This is a genomic window from Flavobacterium soyae (assembly GCF_045348165.1).
GTDB lineage: Bacteria > Bacteroidota > Bacteroidia > Flavobacteriales > Flavobacteriaceae > Flavobacterium > Flavobacterium soyae.
In genome coordinates this window covers 3,017,558-3,040,020 of the sequence record NZ_CP150845.1, presented here as the reverse complement: position 1 = coordinate 3,040,020, position 22,463 = coordinate 3,017,558, and the positions used below count along the sequence as shown (strand labels likewise).

Sequence of the window (22,463 nt, the reverse complement as noted above, 5' to 3'; positions counted from 1 at the left end):
TAAAAAGCAACATTTTATCACAATAATTAAAATTTCAATATAACCTGTTTCTCACTTTTATTTATTTCACAATATTAATCATACAAAATTGATGTGATAATTAAAAATGTTTTTAACTTAAAGCCTTAGAATTTTGTATCAAATCTTAATAGAGAATTTAAAAAAGTGTATGTTTCTGAAATATTTTAATCAAAAATCAATTGCTTCTCTTGGTTTATTTCTTAAAATCAGAACTTGAAATATATCAAAACTTCAACTTAACATATTTAATTTTAACAAAAGCTCAATATTGAATTCTAAGGATTTAAATTATTAAAATATTCGTAAAAAAGCCTTCAAAGTTTTTAACTCGTATAAAAATCTGTACTTTTGGAAAATCAAAAATGAAACATAACAGCGCAAAATATCAATCTACAATGACAACTCAAACAGGAGTTGCAATTGCTGCTGCAACAATTTCTACTACAACAACTACTACCCCTTAGGGGTATACATTTTTACATATAATCCAGATTATCTATACTTTTTTCGCAAAAGAAGAAAGGTATTGGATACATAAAAAACATTTACAAAGAAAAAAATAGTCGCAGTTTTCAGTTTCAGTTCACAGTTGATAACCTTGAACCTTTGTTACTCAAAAGCTTTGCACCTTATTAAAAAATATCAAAAATGAAAGTATTAAAATTTGGCGGAACTTCGGTTGCCAATGCTCAAAATATAAAACTCGTTCTCGAAATTGTTAATCAAAAAGCTAAAAATGACAAATTAGTAGTTGTAGTTTCTGCACTTAGTAAAGTAACTGATTTATTACAATTAGCAGCGGCAAAAGCAGCAGCAAACGACGAAGGCTTTAGAGATATTGTTGCTGAAATCGAGAAAAAACATCTTGACACACTTAAAGAACTCATTCCCGTAAGTGAGCAAAGCAGTTTGTTAAGTCATGTAAAAAGAATTATCAATCATCTTGAAACTTTATTAGACGGTTGTTTCCTTTTAGGCGAATTATCACCAAGAACTGCCGATACTATTTTAAGTTTTGGAGAATTGCTTTCGTCTTATATCATCGCGCAGGCGTTTCAGCAAACTGAAAAAAATGCGGTTTATAAAGACAGCCGCGAGTTAATTAAAACAAATGCTGATTTTGGAAAAGCAGCTGTTAATTTCGAAATTTCAAACCGATTGATTCAGGAATATTTTGCCTCGAATCAATCAAAAATCAATATTCTTCCAGGTTTTATTGCGCAGACTTTAGACGGGATTACTTCGACTTTAGGACGCGGCGGATCTGATTATACTGCGGCAATTATTGCAGGAGCAATCGATGCGGAACAACTGGAAATCTGGACAGATGTAAACGGAATGTTTACAGCAAACCCAAAAATCGTAAAACAAGCACGACCAATTGCGAACATTTCATATCAGGAAGCGATGGAATTGTCGCATTTTGGTGCCAAAGTTTTGTATCCGCCAACAATTCAGCCGGTTTTAAGAAAAAACATTCCTATCCTGATCAAAAATACTTTTGAACCGGAGGCTGAGGGGACTTTAATTTCTGATACTGTTGTATCAAAAGATACCGTTGTAAAAGGAATCAGCCATATCGATCATATTTCGCTGCTGACACTTGAAGGCCCTGGAATGATTGGTGTTGCAGGTTCTTCAAGACGTTTGTTTGAAGTATTGTCTCAGGAAAAAATCAATGTAATTTTTATTACTCAGGCTTCTTCTGAACATTCAATTTGTATCGGAATTTTAAATTCTGATGCTGATAATGCCGAAGCTGCGATTAACAAAGCTTTTGAAATCGAAATTGCACAAAATAAAATCGATCCTTGTTACGTAGAAAAAGACCTTTGCATTATTGCTTTGGTGGGTGAAAACATGAAAAATCACCAGGGTTTAAGCGGAAGAATGTTCAGCACTTTAGGAAAAAACAACGTAAACATTCGTGCAATCGCGCAAGGTGCTTCAGAAAGAAATATCTCGACTGTAATTAACGAAAGAGACGTTAAAAAAGCATTGAATACTTTACACGAAAATTTCTTTGAAGAAAACACAAAACAGCTCAATTTATTTGTAATGGGAGTTGGAAATGTGGGTGAAAAATTCATCGAGCAAATCCACAGCCAGAAGAAATTCTTAAAAGATAATTTAAAAATTAATGTCCGCGTAATTGCTTTATCAAATTCAAGAAAAATGCTTTTTGATGAAGACGGAATTTCTTTAAAAGAATGGCAGGCTGATTTAGATAAAGGAGAAACTGCCAGCAAAGAAGAATTTATCGCAAGAGCAAAAGAACTGAATTTACGTAACAGTATTTTTGTTGATATTACAGCAAATGCAAGCGTTTCTGAAACGTACGAACAATTCTTAAAACAAAGTATTGCGGTTGTAACTTGTAATAAAATTGCCTGCTCATCTGCTTATGACAATTATAAAAAACTAAAAAGTTTATCACGCCAGTACAACGCCCCGTTTTTGTTTGAAACCAATGTTGGTGCGGGATTGCCAATTATTGACACTGTAAAAAACCTTATTGCATCTGGTGATAAAGTACATAAAATTCAGGCTGTTTTATCGGGAAGTTTGAACTTTATTTTCAACAATTTTGATGAAAATAATTCTTTTCACGATGTTGTAAAAGAAGCCGGAGTTCAGGGATTCACAGAACCAGATCCAAAAATTGACTTAAGCGGAATCGACGTTGCTCGTAAAATTCTAATTCTTATTCGCGAAAGCGGTTACGAAATGGATATTGACGCCATTGCAAACGAATCGTTCTTGCCAGCAGAATGTTTAGCAACAACAAACAACGAAGATTTCTTTGCATCGTTAATCAAACACGCAGCTCATTTTGAAGGTATTTACAACGAAGCTTTAGCCAAAGATTCAAGACTGAAATACGTCGCTCAATTCGAAAACGGAAAGGCAAGCGTAGGCCTGCAATTCATTCCAAAAGATCATCCTTTCTACAACCTGGAAGGAAAAGATAATATCGTGCTTTTCTACACAGATCGTTACGTAGATCAGCCTTTATTAATCAAAGGCGCCGGAGCCGGAGCAGCCGTAACGGCATCAGGAATTTTTGCTGACGTTATTCGTATTGGGAATGTTTAGCCACTAAGACACTAAGACGCTAAGTTTTTAAGTTTTCTCTTTGAGACTTAACGCAAAAAATAAAAAAACTTTGTGCCTTAGCGCCTTCGTGGCAAAAAACAAAAAATAAAAAAACCTTTGCGTCTTAGTGCCTTAGTGGCAAAAAACCAAAGCAATAAAAAATAAAACTTTGTGACTTTGTGCCTTCGTGGCAAAACCAACCAGAAATGAAAGAAATAAAACTATTTTGCCCGGCAACTATTGCAAACCTCTCATGCGGATTTGACGTACTTGGGCTTTGCTTAGACAATGCGGGCGATGAAATGATTGTTCGAAAAGTCGATCAAAAAGGAGTTCGAATCACTAAAATTGTGGGTGCCGATTTGCCTTTGGAAACCGAGAAAAACGTTTCTGGAGTTGCAGCTTTGGCAATGCTGGAAACTTTGGACGAACTAGATTTTGGATTCGAAATCGAAATTTACAAAAATATCAAAGCCGGAAGCGGAATCGGAAGCAGTGCTGCAAGTTCTGCCGGAGCGGTTTTCGGGATTAATGAATTATTGGGAAGACCATATTCTCGTAAAGATTTGGTTCAGTTTGCGATGCAGGGCGAGAAATTGGCCAGCGGAAATGCGCATGCCGACAACGTTGCTCCTGCCCTTTTAGGCGGATTCACTTTGGTAAGAAGCTATGCTCCTCTTGATATTATCAGAATTGACAGTCCTGAGGAATTGTACGCAACGGTGGTTCATCCGCAAATTGAGTTAAAAACATCTGACGCGCGTTCAGTTTTAAAACAAAATGTTTCCCTAAAAAGCGCCATTATGCAATGGGGAAATGTAGGCGGACTTGTTGCAGGTCTTTACACTAAAGATTACGAATTGATCGGGCGTTCGCTTCATGACGAAATCGTAGAGCCTTTAAGAAGCGTTTTAATTCCGGGATTCGATCAAATCAAACAAACAGCTTATGAAAATGGTGCTTTAGGTTCTGGAATTTCAGGTTCTGGCCCATCAATTTTCGCTTTAAGCAGAGGAAAAAATACCGCCGACCAAATCGCAAAAGCCATGAGTGACGTTTACGAAAAAATGAATTTACCATATGAAATTCACGTTTCGAAGATAAATCCAGATGGAGTTAGGATTTTGTAGAAAAGTATTAAGTACGAAGAATTAAGTATTAAGACAAAGTTTGTCAGACTGAGCGATCCCGAGGCTTCGGGAGAAGCCCGCACAAAGTAAAGACACAACGTTTGTCATTTCGAGGAACGAGAAATCGCACTAGTTTGTCGACAAAGATTGGCGAAATTCTATACGGAGTTTCGAGTGTGATTTCTCGTTCCTCGAAATGACAAACTTTGAGAATTTACTTTATGTCTATACGTTGCGCGGGCTTCGACTCCGCTCAGCCTGACAAAAGCGACACATAATTGAAAACATAAATTATTGGAATTTGGAATTTTAGTATTGGAATTTACTCTCCAAAAAATCTAAAATCTAAAATCAAAAATCTAAAATAATGAAATACTACAGTTTAAACCATAATGCCCCAAAAGTTTCTTTTCAGGAAGCTGTTATACAAGGATTAGCAACTGACAAAGGATTATATTTTCCAGAAAATATCACACCTTTAGATCCGTCATTTTTTGATAAAATCGGAAGTTTAAGTAATGAAGAAATTGCGTATGAAGCGATAAAACAATTCGTTGGCGATGAAATCCCTGCTTCAACATTAAAAGAAATCATTGCCGAAACTTTAGTTTTTGATTTTCCGGTTGTGAAAGTTGAAAACGGAATCTATTCGTTAGAATTATTTCACGGACCAACAATGGCATTTAAAGACGTTGGAGCACGTTTTATGTCACGTTGTTTGGGTTATTTCAATAAAGACAAAAAAGACGCTAAAAACACCGTTTTAGTAGCGACTTCCGGAGATACGGGCGGAGCTGTTGCAAGCGGATTTCTAGGCGTTGACGGCGTTGATGTTGTCATTTTATATCCGTCAGGAAAAGTGAGCGATATTCAGGAAAAACAATTGACCACTTTAGGACAAAACATTAAAGCACTAGAAGTTGACGGTGTTTTTGACGATTGTCAGGATATGGTGAAAAAAGCATTTTTAGATGAAACTTTAGCGCACAAAAACCTGACTTCTGCAAACTCTATTAATATTGCGCGCTGGTTACCGCAAATGTTCTATTTCTTCTTTGCTTACAAAGCATTGAAAAACCAAAACAAACCATTAGTTTTCTCTTGTCCAAGCGGAAACTTCGGAAATATCTGCGCCGGAATTATGGCAAAAAAATTAGGTTTGCCAATTGAGCATTTTGTAGCGTCTACAAACGTAAACGACACCGTACCAAGATTCTTAGAAAACGGAAAATACGACCCAAAACCTTCTAAAGCAACAATCTCTAACGCAATGGACGTTGGAAACCCAAGTAACTTTATTAGAATTCAGGAATTATACAATAATGACTTAAAAGTTTTTGAAAAAGATTTCTCTTCTTATAGTTATACTGATGAAGAAACGCTAGTTGCTCTAAAAAATATTTATAACACAGACGGTTATATCGCAGAACCGCACGGTGCTGTTGGCTATTTAGGTTTGAAAAAAGAACTTGAAAAACACCTTCACGCGATTGGTATTTTCTTAGAAACGGCGCATCCTATTAAGTTTTTAGATGTTGTTGAACCTGCTTTAGGAATTACACTTCCGATTCCAACTCAAATTGAGAGTGTTTTGGATAAGGAAAAAATTAGTGTGAAGATTGGGAGTTATGAGGAGTTGAAGATCTTCTTGGGATAAATTAACAAAAAAAGCATCTGAACGAAACTCTCAGATGCTTTTTATAAAAACTTTTACAACTAACTATGCACAGCTATTGCTTTATCTAATTTTTTTATAAATATCTCAAAGTATTTACAAGTCAATGTTTTTTCAAAATCTAACAAATCAAAAATTTGTGGATTATGAGACTCATTATATTTTTTTGAAGCATTTTTTAAATACTCTTTCGGTTCGGAAATTAACATAACGTCCTCTACTTCATCTAAATTTGAATCGTAAATACTATTAAAAGTTTCAACATCAGTTAAAATTAAAGCTTCAATCTCATAAATATGCAACAAAGGAATTCCTTTTTTATCAACTACACTGTTTGAACCAGTAAAATAATCCTTTCTCTCATATAACTTTTTCATGTTAGGTAAAATAGAATCCAAATCCCTAATAAATATTACAATATCTGGCTTTTGAGCTTCATATTCTATCCTTAAAAATCTTTTAGTTTTTTGACTATCTAAATTTGCTCCATTAGTTCTTTGTAACATAAAAACAAATTCGAACTCATCTAAAATATATTTTTTAGATAATAAATTCTTAATTGACTGGGTATCATTTGGAGCTTCCCCTACTAGGCCTATCTTCATCAAAATCTATTTTTCTAAGTCTGAATAAAGCCAATAATCACTTAAGAAATCCTCCTTAATATATGCATTTGCTTTTATTAACTCTTCTTCTGTCAAATGTCTTAATTTGGTTCCTTCTTGAGATTTTGTTGAAAAAGCAATTATTATTCTATTAAATTCATTTTCATCTAGAGCATCTAAGGCTTGTGGAGAATGTGTTGTAATTATAATTTGTTTTTGAATTGCCTGTTCCTTTAAAAATTCCATTAATTTATGAAACTGATGAGGGTGAATCCCTAACTCAGGTTCTTCAATCAATATAATTCTACTTATTTCCCATTCAGGATAATATGTTCCATTATTTGAAGGTCGTATTTTTTTTGATTCATAACCTGAAAGCTCAGAAATTATATAAAATAATCTTTTCGTTCCATCAGATAAATTAGAAAAAGGAAGCCAATTTCCTTCAATTTTAAACTCTAAAAACAAATTATTTAAAGTAAAACTTTCCTTATTTTCTTCGATAAAAATATTATAATTTTTACTAAACCTTATGTCTTCAATAGGAGAATACAACTTTAAAACATTTTTTAAAGTCTCAATCCTTTTGAATACACTATTAAATTTTACATGAATATTATCAATTTCAAAACTCTCAAGATCATATGCTTCTAAAACAATATCAATTGCAAGACATTTTAAGAAATAAGGATTACCACTATTGCCCCTAAAAATATTAAAAACATCACTACTAAGTTTTTTCTTTTCCGCATTAAAAGAAAAAGGCTTATCAACTATTAAATAATCAGAAGGTAATCCATGACATAAAAAGGTACTGTCAAGTACTATATTGTTTTCAATAAGCTTTTCTTTTAAAGTTGCTTCTTTATCTCCCTTATCCTTAATCTTTTTTCCGTTTACAGTTAAAATAGAATCTACTTTAGAATTTAATGTTTTATTATTAAAAATTTCATCAAATTCTGTATTTCCTGAAACTTTTATCGAAACGTCCTTTCCATTTTTAAAAAACAAATTAGATGAAAAATTATTAAGCTCATTATAATCTAACAAAAGACTTTTACTTAAAAATTTTAAAAAATTTGTTTTTCCTGCTGCATTTTTTCCTATAATAATATTTAATCCTTTTTGGAACTCAATATCAACATTAACTATTGATTTATAACCACAAAGATTCGCTTGTCTTAAATATAAAGAATCACTATCAGTATCTTTTTTTACCATAATTTTAAATAATTACCACAAATATATACTATTCAACACATTTAATAGCTAAATATTTTATTCATAAAATTAAATGTTATAACAAAATTATATTATTTATTTTTTAAACTAACTATACAGCCTCCGCTAGCGCGAGCGTCCCGCTCGTGAACACAAAGAAATTCAAAAACCATTTGGGAACGTTCACGAGCGGGACGCTCGCGCCAGCAATTGACATAGGAACGGATTTTCAATAATAAAGTTTCTTATAATTTAAATTATACACTATGGCATGGCACAGAATTAAAGCACAGATAATTACAAAAGATATACTTATAAAAATCCCCTGCTCTACGAAGTATTACGATCGCTGTGCGAAGTCTCCCGACTTCGTACCCGCTCCTATATTCCATTCCAATGTATTGTAATTTGCTTTGTGGTTAATTGGAACGGGGACGAAGTCGGGAGACTTCGCACAGCATAAGAAACAAGCATAAAAAAAAATCTTGAAGATCTCTTTTTATTAATATATATGTCTAAAAACGGTTATTTCCCGTTTAATAATTTCTCTAAATATTCAACTTTATCTTTTTCAGCTTGCACCAAACGTTCGTAAAGTTCAACAACTTTATCTAAAGGATTAAAAGTGCAATTATAATTAAGTCCTGCATTTACAATACCATTATCGTGATAAGTATTACCAATAATATTTAAAACCGCTTCTTCCGAAAAGTTTTTAATTGCTTCAACAGAAACTCCAAGAGCTTTTGCAATCTTATTGCTGTACTCATAATTCAAAGATATTTAAAATTCTTAAACGAAAATTAATTTCGGTAAAAAACAAATACTGCTTTTATAAGATACGCTTTTCATTATTAATATAAACTACTGTTTATCAAACTTACAATTAAATAAACCAATATTTGCGCACAATATTAAAATCAATTGCCTCCAGCTTTAGCTGGGGGTTTTGTTTTGCACAATAAAAGGCTTTAGCCAAAATACACAAAAGATCAGGCTAAAGCCATTTTCTACTCTAACTTTGTCCCTCCAGCTAAAGCCGGAGGCAATTCAATTTTTATAAAACACAGTCCTCCTGCTCCACAAAGTGTTCTTTATCAAGAATCGTAGTCGCTGCGCGAAGTCTCCCGACTTCGTATGCTGTAACTATAAATTTTGCAGCTTTTTTCATAAAAATAAATTTCATTATTAGATTTCTATAAGTGAAATCATTAAGTTTGAACTAAATAAAATAAGTTATTTTTATCCCTGTTTGTATTTTGTTTTTTGCCCCCCATAAAACATCAAAAATAAATTAATGATGAAATTAATTACAAAAGCAAAAAAAGGTGAATACCCTGAATATGCCGAAATGTATATGAAACTATTATCTGATGATGGCTTGATTTTAAAACATCTAAAAGATAATTTTTTGATGATAAAAGACTTCATATATTCTTTACCCGAAGAAAAATTATTGCATCGTTATGAAGAAAGTAAATGGAGTATTAAAGAAATATTAGTGCATATCATTGATGACGAGAGAATTTTTTCTTATCGCGCATTGAGATTTGCAAGAAATGAAAAACTAAACTTAATTGGGTTTGACCAGGATTCTTATACTATTTATTCTGAAGCAGATAAACGGGATTTGGATAATATTTTTGAAGAATATGAAGCCGTAAGAAATTCCACTATTGCCCTTTTTAATGGACTTCCCGAAGAAGCATTTGACAGAATGGGACATGGTACCGGAACTGCAAATGATGCAACTGTCAGAGCATTGGCTTATCATATTGCAGGACACGAACTTCATCATTTTAATTTTATCAAAGAAAACTATTTGTAGAAAAGAGATTTAAAACCAATCAAAATGAAAAAAAATATTTTTTATATTTTATTGCTATTTATAATAAGTTTTTCGAGTATTGCTCAACATTCTTTAAATAGAATCTGGATAACTGATAGTATTTTGCCAATTCCTGAATCGGTATTATATGACAAAACAGATCAGATTTTATACACCTCTTTAATGGATGGCTCACCGGCTGAACGTGACGGAAAAGGAAGCATAGGAAAATTAGCTCCCGACGGGAAAATCATTAATTTAAATTGGATACAAGGTTTAAATGCTCCAAAAGGCATGGCAAAATTCAAGAATAAGTTATTTGTAGCCGACCTTACAGAAATTGTAATTATAGATATAAAACAACAAAAAATACTAAAAAAAATAACCGTTGATGATGCCAAAATATTAAATGATGTAACTATTGATAAAAAAGGAATTGTTTATGTGTCTGATCCAAAAGTTGGTAAGATTTTCAAACTAGAAAATGATATTGCAACTGTTTATTTAGAAAACCTAAACAAGCCAAATGGTCTAAAATTTATCGATAATAATTTGTATTTTTTAGACAATGGATCATTATACAAAATAAATGATAAAAAGACTAAACAACTTTTGGCAGAAGGCATGGATGAAAATACAGATGGTATTGAGCCGATAGCAGACAATGAGTTTATTGTGAGTTGCTGGACTGGAATTGTTTATTATGTAAATAAAGATGGCTCAAAAGAAATTCTTTCGGATACCAGAAAAGAGGAATATTACTCAGCGGATATAGGACTCGACAATGAGAAAAAAATAGTCTATGTGCCTTCTCTTTTCAAAAAAACCATAGCAGCATATTCACTTAGATAAAACAATAATAAAAGTCTGTCTTTCCTTTTAAAATATCTATTTTAAAAACCACTTATTATAAACTAAAAGCTACAACTACAATTTTGCAGCTTTTTTTATCTTTCAAAAATCAATCTCAAGAATATATTACTCGTGATTACAAAAGCAACTTTACAAGACATTCCTGCATTAACAACCTTAATAAACTCAGCATACAGAGGAGAAACTTCTAAAAAAGGCTGGACAACCGAAGCCCATTTACTAGAAGGAAAAAGAACCGACGAACAGGAAATGACCCAAATTTTCCTTGATCCAAAAAATACGATTCTGAAATTTACGGAGAACGATAGAATTATTGGTTCGGTTTTATTGGTTGAAAAAGGACATCAATTGTATTTAGGAATGCTGACCGTTTCGCCTGAACTTCAAAATAGCGGAATCGGGAAAAAGCTTTTGGCTGAAGCCGAAATTCATGCTAAATCTCTTGGTTTGTCTGGTATTATTATGACGGTTATTTCGGTTCGTGAAGAACTTATTGCGTGGTACAAACGTCACGGTTATGTTGATACGGGCGAAAGAGAACCATTCCCTCAAAGCGAAATTCATATTACAGTTTCAGAAGAACCTTTGGAGTTTATATTTCTAGAGAAAAAGATTTAAGTTTTTTTTGCCACGAAGGCACAAAGACGCTAAGTTTTTTTTTATAAGTGATGTAAGCTTATTTAAACAGGATTTAAGATGTATCTGGAAATTTGAAATCATATTAAAATATTCAATAAATGAACATACAGCTTTTACCTAAAAAAAGTAGTAAAGCTTCTATTTGGAGTGGCGGATTGACATATGAATATATGATATATCCAAAAACAGCAAACTATACTGATAGAGATTTTGTATTTAGAATAAGCAGTGCTGCAATAGAGAAAGTGCCTTCTGAGTTTACCAAATTTAAGGGCTATTACCGATACTTAGTTATGCTTGATAACTGCTTGGATATTGAGGTAAACAAAGAAAGAAAAATATATGAGAAGTATGTAATCATGGAATTTAATTCAGATGATAAAGTGACTTCTTATACAAATGGTATGGATTTTAATTGGATGGTTTCTGAAAAAATAAGCCATCATAAACTGGAAATAACAAATAGTAATCAGAATTGTAATGCTCAAATAATAATTTTATTTTCTTTACATACAACAATTATTAAAATTAATGAAAAAACATACGATCTGGAACCTTATGATTTATTAGTCATTGAAAATCAAAAAAAGGAAAACATAATGCTTCATTTTTCTAATGAATGCCTATTTGGGCTATTGGATTTTTAATAGAATCGAAGTTGTTTTGCCACGATGGCACAACGGTACAAAGTTTTTTTTGAATCTAGCAAAGTCGCAGAAGCGCAAAGATTTTTCACGCAGATTTTGCAGATTTAAGCAGATTTAAAAAGATCATTTATTAAATTAAATCTGCCTGAATCTGCAAAATCTGCGTGAAACAAAAATCATTTTAATCCTTTTATCCCGATAACCATCGGGAGTGGCTAAAAATCTTATGTTAGACGCACTGCAGTGCGTCTCTACAGAAAACCTTTGAACCTTTATTACTCTGTACCTTTGAACCTTTAAAATTAAGAAACCCTTCTCTTAATCTTTGATAAAAACTCGTGCGAAACGCCCAAATATGATGAAAGATTTTTATTGTTTATGGTCTGGACTTTTTGCGGGTAACGATCTTTAAAATCTAAATAACGCTGTTTTGATGTTTTATTCAAAACATCTAACAGTCTTTGCTGGATAGCCACATTAGCACTCTCAATCATTAAAACATGAAACTGAATAAGTTTGGGAACTTCTGCAAATAACTGCGCTTTTTGGGTTTTATTTATAACCAAAATTTCGCTGTCTTCGATGGCCCTAATATTATAAGTCGTTGGCTTTTGATGATAAAAACTTTCCAGGTCACACATCCATTCATTTTCGAAAGAAAAGAAAATCACACTTTCTGTTCCGTTTTCATTTAAAATATAAGTTTTAAATGAACCTTTTAAAATAAACCCTTCATAACTGTTGTTCGAATCCTGAATTTGAAGAAACTGATTCTTTTTGAGTTTAATAAGTTCAGCTTTTGAAACAATAATATTCCATTCTTCATCAGTGAGCGGGATCTTTCGCTCAATGTTTTTTCTTAGTAGGTTGTACATGCTTGTGGTTTTTTGTTGGAAATAAATTTGTTTTTTTCAATTCACTATCTATTAGGGGTTTAGAAAATGTAATCGATTACGTAAAAGTACACTATTTATGCATTTTTGTAAATTAACAACTGTTAAAAAAACGAATTTCACAGAAATTTTTACAAAAGTTTGAACTTGTTCAACTTTTTTCCTGCAAATTATAGTCAGATTTGTGTTGTTAAACTTTATTAATAACCAAACCTTAATTATGAAACTACAATCAACACTTTCAATGTTTTTACTAACATTGACTTTCGGTTTTACGGCATGTAACACTGAAGAAATTGCTTCCCCAAATGAAGAAGCAAGTATCAAAACAACAAATGAAGTTCAGTCAGGTTCGACGAATTTAACTGCAAAAATTGGGAACTGCTCTGAAGTTCCGGGATGGGCTTCTCAAAACGGAAGTACAACCGGTGGTGGCTCTTCGGCTGAAACTACTGTTACTACTTATGCTCAATTAAAATCTGCTATCGAGAACAGCTCAGTAAAAGTCATCAAAGTTTCCGGAACTATTACAGTTACCACAAGGTTGTCATTTCAGGATCAAACCGGTAAAACAATTTATGGTGCGAGCGGCGCAAAACTGGTTTCGACTAACCAGACTAAAGATGCTTCTGGTATTATCAGTATCAAAAGATGTAAAAACCTGATCATCAGAAATCTTATTTTTGAAGGTCCGGGAGCTTACGATACTGATGGGTGGGACAATGCAGTTTTGGACGACTGTCAAAATGTATGGGTAGACCACTGCGAATTTAGAGATGGTGTTGACGGAAACTTCGACATCAAAAACAAATCAGATTACATCACGGTTTCGTATACCAAATTTGGGTACTTAAAACCACCAAAAGCTGGAGGTTCTGGCGGAACTGACGATCACAGATATTCAAACTTAATTGGTTCAAGTGATGGTGCTACTGCAGATCGCGGAAAATTGAGAATTACTTTTGCAAGATGTTGGTGGGCTCCCGGATGCAGAGAAAGAATGCCAAGAGTTCGTTTTGGAAAAGTACATTTGGTTAATAACTTCTACAACAGTACTGTGAGCAACAAATGTGTTGCCGCTGGTTTTGAAGCTGATATTCGTGTAGAAAGCAACGTTTTTGAAGGTGTAAAAACACCTATTGAATTAATGAGCGGCTATACTGCTGTTACCGCAGCTGATAACGTTTTCACGAATACAACCGGAAATCAAGCCGGAAGCGGTACTGCTTTTACCCCGCCATATTCTATTATAAAACTTAGCAAAACAGCTGTTAAAGCAGATATTTCGGCTAATGCAGGAGCAACTTTAGGCGGTAATACCTGCGGTTCGTTTTAAAAAATGAGTTAGTTTAGTTTTTATTTTTTAAACCATATAAGTGATATAAGTTATTTAAGTTTTGAGCTTAAATTATAATTTATAGTTCTTATATGGTTTTTTATTTAATTGCTGAATTCACTATTTTTTATATACTTTGCGGCTTCGTGTCTTTGCGAGATTATTTTTTAAGATAAGAAAACCTATGTCCCTTTGCTCCTCTGAACCTTTGAACCTCTTTAAAGAATTAATTCTTCAAACAATCTCTGAATCGTTTTCTCTAAATCTAAACACATCCCCGGATGAGGTCTTGAAGTTTGTATTGCCGAACTTCTAATTGCGGTTAACCAGCGAAAACGGGACGGAATATCCATTTCGGCAATTGGGCCGCCGTCTTTGGCTCCGTTTGCGATTTTCTCCAGTGACGTTAGATTGCATTCTAATTGTTGGATATCAAAATCGTTTGAAAGGGCTTGAATCCTGGTTTGATCCAGATGAAAAAGCACTTTTATAAATTTAGCTTTTTTGCAAAACAAAATGATTCCGATATTCAGGAATTCTTCGCGTTCTACCCTTGGCACAACACGAATCACAGCATATTCGTATAAGTGATTATCTTGCATTTTGAGCCTGATTTACAAATATTTCTGAATTATCTAATCTCGTCTTTAAAAACTGTAAATAAACGTTTCGCAAGTTTTCCGGTGTTTCATCTGCATCTTCCCACTGCAGCCATTCCAGCGGAATTGTATTTACAATTTCTTCTAAAATTTCTAACGTTAAAATCTCTTTAAATTCGGCATCGACTTCTTTTAAAAGTGAAGCCTGCGGCAGTAAAACATGGTCTTTTATCAATGCAAACGGACTTTTAGCATGCTGTTCCCAATTGTTCCAGGAATGATGAAAATACAAACATGCCCCGTGATCAATTAACCATAATTCTTTATGCCAGATCAGCATATTTGTATTTTTGAAAGTGCGGTCAACATTTGTAATATAGGCATCCAGCCAAACAATCTGCGAAGCTAATTTTGCATAGACAGTTGTTACAACGGGATCAAAAGTTATGGCACCTGACAAAAAATGAAGTGCCAGATTTAACCCCTGGCTTCCCTGCAGTAAATCCTGAATTTCTTCATCGGCTTCTGTTCTTCCAAAGGCTTCGTCGAGATTAGCAAATACTAATTCCGGAAGCTGTAATTTTAAGGCTCTTGCTATTTGTCCGCCAACTAATTCGGCTATAAGGGCTTTTACGCCGTGTCCGGCACCTCTAAATTTTAATACGTATTTAAAATCGTCATCGGCTTCTGCCAAAGCGGGTAAAGAACCGCCTTCGCGCAGCGGCGTTATATAACGCATGACATTTACCGTTCTGAGATCGAAGTTGTTTTTCATAAATACAAACTTACGATTTTTGATTTTAGATTGTAGAGGGTAGATTTTAAATTTTTTTCTAGTTGCTTTGCTTTTTAAAGCTCGCAAAGATTCATCGCTATTTTTGTCATCCTGAGGAACGAAGGATCACACCAGAAGCTCGACAAAGATTGGCGATTTAATTTGTGGTTACTGTGTGTAGTTCTAGTGCGATCCTTCGTTCCTCAGGATGACAAACTGGATGTTGTGCTCTAACAATAAAGCCTTTGTGTTCCTTCGACTTCGCTCAGGATGACAAAAATGAGGAGCACCACTTTGCGTTTGCGAACTTTGCGAAAAAAAAACTTTGCGAGCTTTGCGTTAAAATTACTTTTCTAAACTCAAAAATGCTTTCCCTAAATTCTTGATTATATCTGAGGCTATAAAAGATTCGTAACCAGTTTTTCGCAAAGCAATATCTGCTGTTAATCCATGAAGATAGACTCCGAATTTTGAGGCGTATTTGGGTTCGTAGCCTTGCGCCAGGAGACTTGTGAGGATTCCGGTTAAAGTGTCGCCGCTTCCTGCTGTTGCTAAAGCTGCGTTTCCGCTTGTATTTTCGTAGACAGAATTTCTGTTTATAGTGAATGTTCGTGCGCCTTTCATGACTACAATAACTTTATACTTTTCTGAAAAGGCGATTGTTTTTTGAAATTTTTCAGATTCTGAATTCCATTTTCCAATCAAGCGTTCTAATTCTTTTGAATGTGGTGTCAGAATAGTATCTTCGGGAACTAATTCCAGCCAGGATAAATTTTCAGAAATAATATTTAAGGCATCGGCATCTAAAACTAATGGCGCTTTGTTAACTCTTAAAAATTCAAATAAGGCTTTTTGTGTTCCGAGTTCCTTCCCTATTCCCGGTCCAATTCCAACTGCTTGTGGAATCAATGGCAGATGAATATTTGTAATAAAATTTATGCTTTCATCAGTAACAGTCATTACTTCGGGAATTGAAATTTGAAGAATTTGATAACCGCATTTTGGTATAAAAGTAGTAACGAGACCACACCCAGATTTTAAACAGGATTTTGAAGCTAGAACGGCTGCCCCTATTTTTCCATAACTTCCGGCGATAATCACAGCATGGCCCTGAATTCCCTTATGTGTATGAGGGTTTACTGGTTTATAAATTCTTACTATTTCTTCTTTTGTAATTAAATATGGAGATTTCATTTGACAGCTTTTGTTGGTACTTTTATTTTTAAACACATAGTCGATAGTTTTTTTTATCGAGAGAGGCGTTTCACTTGTTAAAACAAACACAGACTGGATGTGGAAAATATGATTTTTATAAATATAAACCATTTAATTAAATTGGCTTCTTTATACTCTAAAATTACATAAAAAATCGAAAGTGCAGATGTTTATTGTTACCGTTGAGTCCTAGCCCTGATAGCAGCGGCATCCTTTTGCTTTTTTCTTTAAAAAGCAAAAGATATAGCGGATAGCAGGAAATAGCTCCTAATTGTTGCGAAATTTATAATTTAGACTGCTAAAATTTGATATTTTTTGAATAAATTTGCGACTCAATTTTATAAAACAACACAATGAAAAATACTGCGCTTACGCACATACATGAGAGTTTGGGAGCGAAAATGCTGCCTTTTGCGGGTTATAATATGCCTATTACATACGAAGGTGTAAATGCTGAACATGAAACGGTTCGTAACAGTGTGGGCGTTTTTGACGTTTCGCATATGGGTGAATTTTTGCTAACGGGGCCAAATGCTTTGACTTTGATTCAAAAAGTGACTTCAAACGATGCTTCAATTTTGACTATTGGCAGAGCGCAATATTCTTGTCTGCCAAATAATGAAGGTGGAATTGTAGACGATTTGATTGTTTATAAAATGAAAGAAGAACAATATTTGCTTGTTGTAAATGCTTCAAATATTGAAAAAGACTGGAACTGGATTTCATCGCACAATGACTTGGGTGTTGAGATGAAAAACCTTTCTGATGATTATTCGTTGTTGGCGATTCAGGGACCAAAAGCTGTTGAGGCTATGCAGGCTTTGTCGTCTATAGATTTATCTACTATACCTTATTACCATTTTGAAGTTGGTGATTTTGCAGGAATTGAACATGTAATTATTTCTGCAACAGGATATACTGGTTCTGGCGGATTTGAAATTTATTGCAAAAACAGCGAAGTAGAACAAGTTTGGAACAAAGTTTTTGAAGCTGGTGCAGCTTTCGGCATTAAACCAATTGGTCTTGCTGCACGTGATACTTTACGTCTTGAAATGGGTTTCTGTTTGTACGGAAATGATATTAATGATACTACTTCTCCACTTGAAGCCGGTTTAGGATGGATTACTAAATTTACTAAAGATTTTACAAACTCTGAGGCTCTTAAAAAACAAAAGGAAGCTGGTGTTACCAGAAAATTAATTGCTTTTGAAATGCAGGAACGAGCGGTGCCAAGACATGATTACGAAATTGTAGATGGTTCTGGGGCAGTAATTGGAATTGTAACTTCTGGAACAATGTCTCCATCTATGAATAAAGGAATTGGTTTAGGATATGTTACTGTTCCTAACAGCACTGTTGATAGTGATATTTTTATCAGAATCAGAAAAAATGATGTTCCTGCTAAAGTGGTAAAATTGCCTTTTTACAAGAAATAATTAAAAATATAAATATTGTGAAATGCATTACTATAATTGGTAATGCATTTTTTTTTGCCGCAGATTAAAATGATTGTACGGATTAATCCTTCAAATCTTTTAATCCGCGGCATCTTCTTTGTAATTTATATGTAAGATTATTTAGAAAAAATATAAATCTTTTTCAAAAAATTAGCGTAACTTTAATATAAATGTTGACATTTCACCTATGAACAAATTTTTGTCGTTATTTTTTCTGTTTACCACTTTCCTATTTAGTCAAAATAGCGCCGAGACATGCGAAATTCTCAACAAAATAAATGCTGTTATTCAAACAGAACATTTACGTCCAAAACCTGTTGATGACAGTTTATCAGTTTTTGTTTTTGATAATTTAATCAATGAATTGGATCCTTCAAGAAACATTTTCTTTAAAAGCGAATACGATGAAATGTCGGCAAAATATCGTTATAATTTAGATGATTTGATTCTTCAAAATGACTGCAGTTTTTTGACTGATATTACTGCGAGATATATAAACGGATTAATTAGAACCAAAGAAGTACTTGAAAAAATCCAGTCGACTGCATTTGATTACACAAAGAAAGATACTATTAGATTCTACAAAAAATCCTTTCCTTTTTATTTAAAGAAAGAAGATTTAGAGAAAGTATGGCGTAAAAAACTGCGCTATCAAATTCTGGATGATATCGCTGAAACCAGTAGTAATCTGGATTCTATTAAAACCAATTTCACTTCTATTGAAACAAAATCCAGAAAATTAATTCTGTCGAATGAAATTTGTCGTATCAACACACTTTTAGAAACTAAAACGAAACAAGACGAAAACCTTTATAATTTTTTTTGTACTTATTTTGATCCACATACCGCTTATTTTAGCGACGATTCTAAATCGAGTTTTGTAGCTTCATTATCAAAAGAACATTTGTCATTGGGAATGACAGTAAATCTTAATGAAAAAAATGAAATTATTGTTCACGAAATAGACCCAAATGGTCCGGCATATCAAACAGGGCAGATTAAAAAGGGAGATCAGATCATTTCTGTTTCAAATCATAAAGAAACACTTCAGGTTTCCTGCGCTTCGTTAGAATCTATTTCTACAATGATTTTATCTGAAGCCAATAGAAGTCTTACGCTTACGCTGAAAAGAAACTCGGGCAAAAATTTTGACGTTCACATTGAGAAACAAGTAATGAAAGATGAAGAAAATTCGGTTTTCAGTTTTATAATTGGTAAAGAAAGTAAAATTGGCTATATAAAAATTCCAAGTTTCTATGCTGATTTAGATGGAAACAGCCGAAAAGGCTGTGCCGATGATGTTGCCCGTGAAGTCATTAAACTCGAAAGAGATAATATTAAAGGTTTAGTTATTGACTTAATTGACAATGGCGGCGGCTCGATGGAAGAAGCTATAAAAATGGCTGGAATGTTTGTTGATTATGGACCAATTTCGATTGTAATTGATCACAGTAAAGAAAAATCAGTAATAAATGATCCTTATAAAGGTATGATTTACAGAGGTCCAATTGTGATTTTAGTGAACAGCAATACGGCTTCTGCAAGTGAATTTTTCTCTTCGATAATGCAGGATTACAATCGTGCGCTTTTGTTAGGAAGCAATACACTTGGAAAAGCTACTATGCAGACGATTCTTTCGCTTGACGAAAATAAAAATACTGATTTCCTGAAAATTACTATCAATAAATTCTATAGGGTTACCGGAAAAAGTCATCAATATATTGGGGTTACACCAGATGTAATTTTACCTGAGTTTTATGAAGATGTTTATCAAAAAGAAAGTGATTTTCCCACTGCTATGAAAAACGACAGTATTGAATCGCTCTTAAAATACAGACCCTACGTAAAACGCAGCTTAATTGATAAACTGGCTAAAAACAGTTCTTTAAGATTGGCTGATAATTTTTATTTTAATGATATTAAAAAGATCAATCTAAAAATAGATCAATTGGTAAATACGCCAAAAGCAGAGATTCCGATGACTTTGGATGCGGTTTTTAAACAAAAGAAAATCGTAAATTCTCTTTGGACAGAGATCAATACTTTTAATGACGAAAATAATCCGCTGGATGTTTACAATTCTTCTGTAAATCAGTTTTTATTAGGCGCTTATCCTAACGATAAAACGATTAATCAATACCAAATGGATAATTTAAAAACAAATCCTTACCTCAACGAAGCGGTGAATATTATTAATGACTTTAATTTTTCGAAATAAAGATTTTTGTTTCAAGTTTTTTTTGTTTCAGGTTTCAAGTTTCACCGCAATGATCGCAAGGTTGTGCCAACTTGAAACATGAAACCTAAAACTTGAAACAAATAAAAAAAATTAAAATTTTGATTTTGGATAAATAAGGAATAACCTTTATTTTTGCATCACAAAACTAAAAATTAGAAATGGGAAGAGCGTTCGAATTTAGAAAAGGAAGAAAAATGAAACGTTGGTCTGCAATGGCCAAAACATTTACCAGAATTGGTAAAGACATCGTTATGGCTGTTAAAGAAGGCGGCCCTAACCCTGACGCCAATTCTAGATTAAGAGCTGTTATACAAAACGCTAAAGCGGCTAACATGCCAAAAGACAATGTTGAGCGCGCGATTAAAAATGCCAGTAATAAGGATACTGCCAACTATAAAGAAATTTTATTTGAAGGATATGCTCCTCACGGAATTGCAATTTTGATCGAAACTGCATCTGATAATAATAACAGAACTGTAGCAAACATTCGCAGTTATTTTAACAAATGCAACGGTACAATGGGAACTCAGGGTTCTGTTGAATTTATGTTTGATCATACTTGTAATTTCAGAATTGCAAATAATGGTCTTGATGCCGAGGAATTAGAACTTGAATTAATTGATTTTGGTGCTGAAGAAGTTTTTGAAGATGAAGACGGAATCTTAATTTATGCTCCTTTTGGAAGCTTTGGTGCTTTGCAAAAAGAACTAGAAAACAGAGGTTTAGAAATTTTATCTTCTGGTTTTGAGCGTATTCCGCAAATCACAAAAGAATTAACCGAAGCTCAAATCGCTGACGTTGAGAAACTAATCGAAAAAATCGAAGAAGATGATGACGTTATGAACGTTTATCATACTATGAAAGAGGAATAATATTTTTCTTTTAATAAAAAATTTAAAAGCTCTGATTTTTTTCAGGGCTTTTTTGTTTTGTTAAAATTTTATGCAGAAGAAAGCAAAATATTATAAAAAGTAAAATAAACTATTATATTTGCCGCAATCAGATCATAATTCCTTTAAACAAAAACAAATATGCAAACATCAAAATACACAAGATTTGCCGTAATTATTCTGGTAATCTTATTTGTAGTGCTTAGTGTAATAAGCTAATAAAAAATCAAAAAGAGGCTGTCTCAAAAGTCGAGACAACCTCTTTTTTATTCGGATACCTATCGGAGAAATTTTCCATTTACACGATTCTCAACAGCTTGATTTTACTTTTGAGACAGCCTCTTTTTTTTTATAGAAAATATAAAATTACTTTTTTGGTGTGTTTGTTACTTTGATCAAATACGTTCCTTCTGGCAAATCGCCAATATTAGAAGCGTTTGCCCCTATTATTTTTTGACCCTGAGAGAAAACCTCAACATTTTTACTGCTTTTAGCAGTTTCGGCAGAAGGTGCTGCAGCTGGTAATTTTACAGGTGCTGCGGCAGCTTTTTTTCCCGGACTTGAAACTGGTACTGGCGGGGCTGCCACTGTTTTAGCCGGCTTTGAACTGGTATAAGACTCCATAACCTGTTCATCTGTCATGGCAACCGTATACAATTTAATGTCGTCAATATCGGCATTGATACTTGCAGCCGCATTTAATTTTCCGATACTTAAAATATAACCTTTCGTCGAACGCGAAATTCCCTCGGCAGCTTTTAGTAATTCACCATTACGATAAATTTTTGAAATATTGCCATCGTAAGTAATGCTGTACATGTACCAAATATCTTTTGAAAGCGGTACAAAAGCAGCAACATCATTTCCTGGTCCCCATCCCGCAAGATTTACCTCAGAATTACCTCCGGCTGATGCTTGCTGTACGAATCCGAAATATTGCGTATTTGCCGCAGTACCATAACCTAAAACATAATTGGCTGCAGTTACGGCATTAAATTTAACCCAAATAGATATTGTTCTTGGCTTATTTCCCTGCGGAAGGTCGCCTACAACGGCCTGAAAAGCTTTATTAGAAAGCCGCAAAGCCCCTTTAGCAGTCCCCATTCTGTCATTTACAAAAACTGGGGTTCCTAAAAAGGAAATGGTATTATCTGCACTGTTTAAATTTCCGTTGAAATTAAATTCCTGAACCGGATTTTGCGAATTAGCATTTAAAAAACTTACAAACATTAAAGTGAGTAATATTTTTTTCATAGTTTATATAGATTTTTTACTGGATATCTTTTTATGATAAATCTTTATTTGACAACAAATTTGAACAGCT

Annotated in this window: 18 protein-coding genes and 1 pseudogene; 11 read left to right on the top strand and 8 right to left on the bottom strand. The window is 33.5% G+C overall.

Going from position 1 to position 22,463, the window contains the following annotated elements; translation table 11 throughout:
- Nucleotides 1–669 precede the first annotated feature (669 nt).
- The 3 genes from thrA (at nucleotide 670) to thrC (ending at nucleotide 5,904) form a co-directional block, all read left to right on the top strand.
- A complete protein-coding gene (thrA, locus tag AABD74_RS13075) occupies nucleotides 670–3,117 on the top strand; it encodes a bifunctional aspartate kinase/homoserine dehydrogenase I (RefSeq protein ID WP_406843143.1) in 2,448 nt (815 codons plus the stop codon).
- 206 nt (nucleotides 3,118–3,323) lie between these two features.
- Nucleotides 3,324–4,247, top strand: a complete 924-nt coding sequence (locus tag AABD74_RS13070; protein WP_232682476.1) for a homoserine kinase — start codon at nucleotides 3,324–3,326, stop codon at nucleotides 4,245–4,247.
- Nucleotides 4,248–4,614: 367 nt separating this feature from the next.
- Nucleotides 4,615–5,904 (top strand): threonine synthase, encoded by a 1,290-nt coding sequence (thrC, locus tag AABD74_RS13065; protein WP_406843142.1) that lies wholly within the window; start codon nucleotides 4,615–4,617, stop codon nucleotides 5,902–5,904.
- A gap of 59 nt (nucleotides 5,905–5,963) precedes the next feature.
- On the opposite strand, the gene AABD74_RS13060 is transcribed toward thrC, so the two are convergent.
- The 3 genes and pseudogenes from AABD74_RS13060 to AABD74_RS13050 form a co-directional block, all read right to left on the bottom strand.
- Nucleotides 5,964–6,527 carry a hypothetical protein gene (locus AABD74_RS13060; protein WP_406843141.1) on the bottom strand — a complete coding sequence of 188 codons (564 nt, stop codon included), beginning with the start codon at nucleotides 6,525–6,527 and terminating at the stop codon, nucleotides 5,964–5,966.
- 6 nt (nucleotides 6,528–6,533) lie between these two features.
- Nucleotides 6,534–7,748, bottom strand: coding sequence for an AAA family ATPase (locus tag AABD74_RS13055; RefSeq protein ID WP_406843140.1), 1,215 nt, complete (start codon nucleotides 7,746–7,748; stop codon nucleotides 6,534–6,536).
- A gap of 525 nt (nucleotides 7,749–8,273) precedes the next feature.
- Nucleotides 8,274–8,504, bottom strand: a pseudogene (locus AABD74_RS13050) (transcriptional regulator); the annotation flags it as partial.
- A gap of 541 nt (nucleotides 8,505–9,045) precedes the next feature.
- On the opposite strand from AABD74_RS13050, the gene AABD74_RS13045 reads away from it, so the two are divergent.
- From AABD74_RS13045 to AABD74_RS13030, 4 genes are all read left to right on the top strand, one after another.
- Entirely contained in the window at nucleotides 9,046–9,576 is a 531-nt protein-coding gene (locus AABD74_RS13045; RefSeq protein WP_406843139.1) for a DinB family protein, read from the top strand.
- Between the two features lie 24 nt (nucleotides 9,577–9,600).
- Entirely contained in the window at nucleotides 9,601–10,428 is an 828-nt protein-coding gene (locus AABD74_RS13040) for a hypothetical protein (RefSeq protein ID WP_406843138.1), read from the top strand.
- Between the two features lie 132 nt (nucleotides 10,429–10,560).
- A complete protein-coding gene (locus tag AABD74_RS13035; RefSeq protein WP_406843137.1) occupies nucleotides 10,561–11,067 on the top strand; it encodes a GNAT family N-acetyltransferase in 507 nt (168 codons plus the stop codon).
- Nucleotides 11,068–11,186: 119 nt separating this feature from the next.
- Nucleotides 11,187–11,735, top strand: coding sequence for a HutD family protein (locus AABD74_RS13030; RefSeq protein ID WP_406843136.1), 549 nt, complete (start codon nucleotides 11,187–11,189; stop codon nucleotides 11,733–11,735).
- A gap of 302 nt (nucleotides 11,736–12,037) precedes the next feature.
- On the opposite strand, the gene AABD74_RS13025 is transcribed toward AABD74_RS13030, so the two are convergent.
- Nucleotides 12,038–12,610, bottom strand: coding sequence for a Crp/Fnr family transcriptional regulator (locus tag AABD74_RS13025; RefSeq protein WP_232682466.1), 573 nt, complete (start codon nucleotides 12,608–12,610; stop codon nucleotides 12,038–12,040).
- 238 nt (nucleotides 12,611–12,848) lie between these two features.
- Here AABD74_RS13025 and AABD74_RS13020 point away from each other — a divergent pair, with 238 nt between their 5' ends.
- Complete coding sequence (locus tag AABD74_RS13020; RefSeq protein ID WP_232682465.1) at nucleotides 12,849–13,964, top strand: polysaccharide lyase family 1 protein; 1,116 nt, start codon at nucleotides 12,849–12,851, stop codon at nucleotides 13,962–13,964.
- Between the two features lie 218 nt (nucleotides 13,965–14,182).
- Here AABD74_RS13020 and AABD74_RS13015 read toward each other — a convergent pair whose 3' ends face one another.
- From AABD74_RS13015 to AABD74_RS13005, 3 genes are all read right to left on the bottom strand, one after another.
- A complete protein-coding gene (locus AABD74_RS13015; protein ID WP_406843135.1) occupies nucleotides 14,183–14,566 on the bottom strand; it encodes a DUF3037 domain-containing protein in 384 nt (127 codons plus the stop codon).
- Nucleotides 14,556–15,338: a HipA family kinase gene (locus AABD74_RS13010; protein WP_406843134.1), complete on the bottom strand. Its 783-nt coding sequence runs from the start codon at nucleotides 15,336–15,338 to the stop codon at nucleotides 14,556–14,558. The genes AABD74_RS13015 and AABD74_RS13010 overlap by 11 nt, the downstream gene beginning before the upstream one ends.
- Before the next feature lie 345 nt (nucleotides 15,339–15,683).
- A complete protein-coding gene (locus tag AABD74_RS13005) occupies nucleotides 15,684–16,532 on the bottom strand; it encodes an NAD(P)H-hydrate dehydratase (protein ID WP_406843133.1) in 849 nt (282 codons plus the stop codon).
- 374 nt (nucleotides 16,533–16,906) lie between these two features.
- Here AABD74_RS13005 and gcvT point away from each other — a divergent pair, with 374 nt between their 5' ends.
- The 3 genes from gcvT to AABD74_RS12990 all read left to right on the top strand — a co-directional run bounded on the left by gcvT (nucleotide 16,907) and on the right by AABD74_RS12990 (nucleotide 21,121).
- Entirely contained in the window at nucleotides 16,907–17,989 is a 1,083-nt protein-coding gene (gene gcvT / locus AABD74_RS13000) for a glycine cleavage system aminomethyltransferase GcvT (RefSeq protein ID WP_232682461.1), read from the top strand.
- A gap of 208 nt (nucleotides 17,990–18,197) precedes the next feature.
- Nucleotides 18,198–20,228 (top strand): S41 family peptidase, encoded by a 2,031-nt coding sequence (locus AABD74_RS12995; RefSeq protein ID WP_406843132.1) that lies wholly within the window; start codon nucleotides 18,198–18,200, stop codon nucleotides 20,226–20,228.
- Between the two features lie 179 nt (nucleotides 20,229–20,407).
- Entirely contained in the window at nucleotides 20,408–21,121 is a 714-nt protein-coding gene (locus tag AABD74_RS12990) for a YebC/PmpR family DNA-binding transcriptional regulator (protein ID WP_026729302.1), read from the top strand.
- Between the two features lie 384 nt (nucleotides 21,122–21,505).
- On the opposite strand, the gene AABD74_RS12985 is transcribed toward AABD74_RS12990, so the two are convergent.
- Nucleotides 21,506–22,393: a LamG domain-containing protein gene (locus AABD74_RS12985; RefSeq protein WP_232682459.1), complete on the bottom strand. Its 888-nt coding sequence runs from the start codon at nucleotides 22,391–22,393 to the stop codon at nucleotides 21,506–21,508.
- Nucleotides 22,394–22,463 lie beyond the last annotated feature (70 nt).